Genomic DNA, 5955 nt, shown 5'->3' with positions numbered 1-5955 from the left:
CACATACACAATACCTAAGGCCTCAACCCTTTCCGGGGTTTTCAAGTAAATGGCATCAATCATTTGTGAATCTTTGATTAATCGGAAACGGGTCTCAGCGGCCGACTGTCCTTTATAAACCCTCAAAACTTCTTGATTGGATAGTGTCTCCTCATCTAATTTATTTGTGATTAAAACAAAAGTGCTGAGCATTTTTTTCTTATTTTCGATAAAATCATGATCTTTTTCAAACGATTCCAGTTGTATTTGATAGATTTGTTCTTGTTTTGTCTGTTCGTCCTTTTTAGGTCTTCCTCTCTTTTTTCGTTTGATAGGTTGATCACTCATCTGGACGTTTAGTTTATAACAGAAATATGAAGCCTTTTGTTTTTTCTTAAAAGATTGAATTGCTTCTAGTGCGTCCTCTTTACAATGAAAGATAACTTTACTCAGTTTTTCTATCTCTTTTTTTAATTGTATTTCTTCCTTTTCGATCGCCCGATTTAGGGTTTTCTCTTTTCGTTGATCTAAATTGTTTGAGTGGACAACAAGAAACCGGTAAGGAAGGTTTTGAATTTGTCTTTCAAAAGCTTGAATTTGGTAAATAGCTGCGTCTTTTTTATTGCTAAGTGAGCCTACCCTTTCCCAGTTATTGAGCAACCATGCCTCTTTCTTTAGTTCTGTGCTTAAACCGAATGTATCAGGTAAACGGGAAATAAACGATAAATTTTGTTGTTGAATTTCCGCTAGATTTTCCGTTGTGATTAATGCAGAATCGGCTTGATAAATGAGATTTTTCCAATCTTCATGGGAAAGGATTTTTCTCATCTTTTGAATGAATTCCACATTCCAAGATTTATCCGAAGTATTCCCATTTTCTACTTTTGCAAGGATAGGAATTCGTTCAGGTGTGACCCCCATCCCCAGAACGATTTGTTTTAAGTCAGGCCTATGGGCCTTACTATACCCGTACGTAATTTGCAGTCCATCTTCCTTCGGTTGCTTATATTCTCCGTAAACAGAAATTGAGGTTGTATCGTTATGCAGTACACCAATAGGAAGATTCAATTTTTTAGTGCTTTTAATGCAATGGTGGAATAGACTTTCCATGCTTCGGCTTCATACAAGTAATCTAATGCTCTTCCTAATGCATCATCATTTAATTGATCGGGTGAAACCGATGTATCGAAAAGCATCTCAGAATCTAGGTTTTGATAGAATTCATGAACCTTATAAAGGGGCTTGCCACTGCATAAAATGTTTAAGACAAGGGCTTTAATCCTTGTTCCGGGTGAGACATGACAACGGACAGAATCCCATTTGACTAAATCATTAATGGTCTTTTCGAGTTCTATTTCATCACACAGTTTAGATAAAAGTTGAGACGGCCCCACATGTAAGGTTAAAATTTGATCTGACATAAAAATTTCCTCATCTTCCCGTAGTTAGATAATCATTCAATTCTACAAAGAAGGAGAAAATTCCTTTAAAAAAATCATAAAATGGAAAAATTTACGTGCGGAATATGCGTTCCACTATAGGATTTTAACATTTAATTAGATATGATGACTACAAAACAACAAGAACCTTCTCTTAATGTCAAAAACTGGGATGATGAACCGGTTCGCGGCCGCTAGAGTAATGTTAAATTTCAATGAGGTTAGGTTACTTTCCTGACACCATACCTAATTAGTCTAATAGGTTTATCTCAACGTACCTGGACAAGTACACGTATTTCATTAATTTTTTATTGACTTAAAACCTATCCCCATTCCCCAATAATTTTGCTATAATGTACGTATAAAATTATTTTAATCGGTGAAAAAATATAAAATTTAACTCAAAAGGGTGTTGAGTATATGATCTATCAACTAAAAATTACATTGAAATATATCAAACCTCCCATTTGGCGGAGAGTAGAAGTAAGAGATTCCATGACATTTTATGACTTACATAGGATTATCCAAAATTCCTTCGATTGGGAGGACTATCATTTACATTCCTTCGATATAAAAAGATCGGCTGGTACATCGACTAATCATTTAATTACAATTGGTCCAATGAATCAGGAAAAAAATCAAGTTTTTAGTTTTGGTTTTGGTTATGATTATGATGAGAAAAAAGTAATTTTAAAAGAAATATTTCAAAATGAAAAAGATCGTGTTTTGTACGTTTATGATTTCGGCGATAATTGGGAACATGACATTGTTTTAGAGAAAATAATTCCTGAAGAAAACGACATATTTTACCCCAGATGTACAAAAGTAATGCGATTGGCTCCTGAAGAAGATAGCCGTGGGGAGTCTATATTTGATGATGTTGTAATAAAAGAGATTGACGGAAAATCATTAATGAATGAAATCAATCAATCTTTAGCAAACGAATTTGAGAACTGGCTGCCGCAATCCTTTGAAAATTACGATGATGATTGGTCTGAATTACTCGATTTGGCAGAGGAATTTAAAAAACTACAACCATGGAAATGGATGGATGATGATCAGATTATTGTCGTCAAAGATCCCGAAACAGAGGAATTAATTTATTGCTCTGTAATGGGAGGGGCTGGGATAGAATTTGGTCTTGTCGCTTTTATTGGTGAAGAAGGTTATACATATTTGAACCGGCTTATGACAAGGAACATAAATGATGAAAAGGAATATTTTAAACAAAATAGTTTGACTTTAAATTTGGTTGATCGGGGCGAATTGGAGGATGAAGATTATCAACTTCTAAAAGAACATGGTCGGTCCTATCGTGGGAAAAATCAGTGGCCCATGTTTCGAAGTTTTAAACCGGGGTATTATCCATGGTTTCTGGATGGGGAAGAAGTTCAGTTGTTGTCGTTCATTTTAGATGAAGTTATCTTTGCTAGTCAATATACAAAGAATATGGATCAAGATAATCTTGCAGGAAGATCATATATGTTATACACCTTTGATAAAGAAGAATATGATGCTGCTTCAAATGATGTAACGAAAAAAGATGAAATTCCATTATATGTTAATGAACTCGAACTGCAGCATTTGAAACATTCGCTTAAAAGATACAATACGCCGCTTGAATTTGATTGTGAATACATTAATTTTCCTACACAGGATGAACCAGATGAACGTCCGTATTTACCCACAGTCATCCTTTCAGTGGAGCGGAAAAATCAGTTGATTGTCTATTACAACATGATTGGAAAAGATGGCGATATTACTGAAACCGTTCAGAAAGAATTAGTTGAATTAGTGAAAAGAATAAAAGCAATTCCAAGAGAAATTTGGGTGAAAGAGGAGATGGCTAGGTTACTTAATCCAATTGCAAAAAAACTAAACATTCAACTTCTCCCTGTTCAACAATTACCATTACTCAATGCTGCACTAAAAGAAATGGAACAGATGATGCCGGAATGATTGAAGTTAAGGGTGTCGATAACAAGTAGAAATGGCAAAATTATCTTTCCTTTACCTACAACCACAGTGGATGTTACTGTGGTTGTTTAACTATGTGAATCGAATGTAAAAAATATCGGTGAAAACCGTAAGAAATGTTATAATATAAAAGATAATACCATTCAACAAATTTATATCAATTATAAATTTCTTAATGGTCAATTGAGCGAAAAAATTTATTCATAACCTTTTCCCAATCTTATTATCTATCCTTATCCTTATACGAAAATGATAATGTTAGTAATTAAGACGAAATATAATTATAAAGAAAGTTTATATAGAAAGGGATGAGTTGATTTGAATCATAAACGCTTACTTCCACTGCTCTGTTTATTTTTCTTCCTTTTTTTAACAGGATGTAAAAGCGAAGACGTTCAACCATCAGATGTTTTTACAACTTATGTAAAAAACTGGAGTAATCAAAATTTTGCTAAGATGTACGAGATGCATACGCCGGAAGCAAAGAAAATAATGAAAAAAGATGAATTTGTTGAACGTTATAAAAAAATTTATGGTGATTTGGAAGTAAAGGATATAAAAATTGATTTTGAAAAGCCAAAAGATAAAATTGATCCGGATGCAAAAACTGCCACCATCCCATTTAAAGTTACCATGAATACGTTAGCCGGTCCTGTAGAATTTGAACAAAAAGCCAAGCTTGTAAAAGTTGAAAAAGAAGATAAAGTGACTTGGCAAGTGAATTGGAATACAGGGTTTATTTTTGCTGGAATGGAACCGGAAGATCGAGTCGGATTAAATACGACAAAAGCAGCCCGAGGTGAAATTCTGGACAGGAATGGAAACGGATTAGCTATAAATGGAGGAGCATATGAAGTTGGAATTGTTCCGGGACAAATGGAAGGAAAAGATGGGGAGATTAAATCCCAGGTAGCCTCCATACTGGGCATATCTGTTGAATCCATTGACAAGGCTTTAAATGCAAGTTGGGTTCAACCTGACTATTTTGTTCCCATTAAAAAAATTCCTAATACCCAAACGGATGTAGTTACTCAACTGGAAAGCATTCCTGCCGTAACAGTGAATAAAGTAGAATCAAGAGTCTATCCTTTAGGAGAAGCAGCAGCTCATTTAATTGGCTATGTTGATGGAGTAACGGCAGAAGATATTGAAAAAAATAAAGGATACGCACCGGGAGATATTATTGGAAAAAGGGGCTTGGAACAACTCTTTGAAAAACAACTAAAAGGTGAAAATGGAGCTTCCATTTATTTAAAGAAGCCTGACGGTACGACTGCAACGATAGCTGAAAAACCGGTGAAAAACGGGAAAAATATCCAATTAACAATAGACAGTACATTACAACAGGAGATCATGGCAAAATTTAACGGCAAATCAGGAACAGCCGTTGCGATGAATCCGAAAACCGGTGAAATGCTGGCGATGGTTTCAAGCCCGTCATTTAATCCAAATGAATATATGTTTTTATCTTCAAGTCAAAGAAAAACAATAGATGAAAATCCGTTACAACCATTGTTAAATCGCTTTGTTTATCCGCAAACACCGGGTTCGGTAATGAAACCTTTTACCGCCGCCATCGGTCTGGAAACAAGTAAGATTACACCAGAACAAACGCGGAATATCACATCTAAACAATGGCAGAAAGATTCATCCTGGGGCGGCTATTTTGTCACTCGGGTAACGGATCCGGGAAGACCTGTAAATTTAAAGGATGCACTTGTATTTTCGGATAATATTTATTTCGCACAAACGGCATTGGATATTGGAGCGGATTCGTTTATAGACGGACTGAAAAAATTTGGGTTTGGCGAAGAAATTCCTTTTACTTATCCGTTAAAAGCATCGCAAATTTCTAATGACGGCAAATTAAACGGTGATGTTTTATTAGCAGACTCCGGTTATGGTCAAGGCGAAGTTCAAACCAATGTCGTCCATTTGGCAGCTGGTTATACCGCTTTTATTAATGACGGGAATATGATTAAACCAATTTTGTTAAGTGAGGAAAAACCATCGCAAGTTTGGAAAAAAAGTGTAATATCGACCAATACAGTAAAGACTATTGCTGAAGATTTACGCGAAGTTGTGGCCAACCCAAGAGGAACAGGACATCTTGCCAATATGGATGATTTACCGCTCGCCGGAAAAACAGGAACTGCTGAAGTCGGTAAAACAACTCAAGGAGAACAAGCGCAGGAAAATGGCTGGTTTGTTGCCTATAATACCGATACACAAGATTTACTTGTCGCCATGATGATGGAAAGTATCCAAGGAGAAGGAAAAATTGTGGTAAATGCGGTAAAAGAGATATTTGAGAGCTATAAAAAATAAAACTGTCCATCTGGGCAGTTTTATTTTTTTTAAAATGTTTAATAAAATTATTATAGGTCAAAGTTGCTGCTATCCTAGAGTTTTGCATCCTTAAAACAGGGTGAATTTTCCTTCTCGTCGTCAAAAAATGGAGATTTCCGCTTCAAAATGGTGACGAGAATCGGTCTCGTCGCCAAAAAAGGGAGTATTTCGCCTCAAAATGGTGACGATAATGGGTCTCGTCGTCAAAAAA

2 protein-coding genes and 1 pseudogene are annotated in these 5955 nt (G+C 35.5%); 2 read left to right on the top strand and 1 reads right to left on the bottom strand.

Annotation, left to right across the window (positions count from 1 at the left end):
• Positions 1-1400: pseudogene (locus BT1A1_RS09110) on the bottom strand (IS1634 family transposase); the annotation flags it as partial.
• A gap of 438 nt (positions 1401-1838) precedes the next feature.
• Here BT1A1_RS09110 and BT1A1_RS09105 point away from each other — a divergent pair.
• Together BT1A1_RS09105 and BT1A1_RS09100 are read left to right on the top strand one after the other, a co-directional pair.
• Positions 1839-3377 carry a plasmid pRiA4b ORF-3 family protein gene (locus BT1A1_RS09105; protein WP_034770365.1) on the top strand — a complete coding sequence of 513 codons (1539 nt, stop codon included), beginning with the start codon at positions 1839-1841 and terminating at the stop codon, positions 3375-3377.
• A gap of 336 nt (positions 3378-3713) precedes the next feature.
• Positions 3714-5723, top strand: a complete 2010-nt coding sequence (locus tag BT1A1_RS09100) for a penicillin-binding transpeptidase domain-containing protein (protein ID WP_051989078.1) — start codon at positions 3714-3716, stop codon at positions 5721-5723.
• The last annotated feature ends 232 nt before the right edge of the window (positions 5724-5955 follow it).

It is taken from the genome of Caldibacillus thermoamylovorans (genome assembly GCF_000751775.1).
Lineage (GTDB): Bacteria > Bacillota > Bacilli > Bacillales > Caldibacillaceae > Caldifermentibacillus > Caldifermentibacillus hisashii.
Note: the sequence above shows the minus strand (reverse complement) of the source record. Positions and strands in the feature narration are given on the sequence as shown.

Coding starts and splice junctions, on each gene's coding strand:
- BT1A1_RS09105 (WP_034770365.1), top strand. CDS start 1,839: ATGATCTATCAACTAAAAATTACATTGAAATATATCAAACCTCCCATT.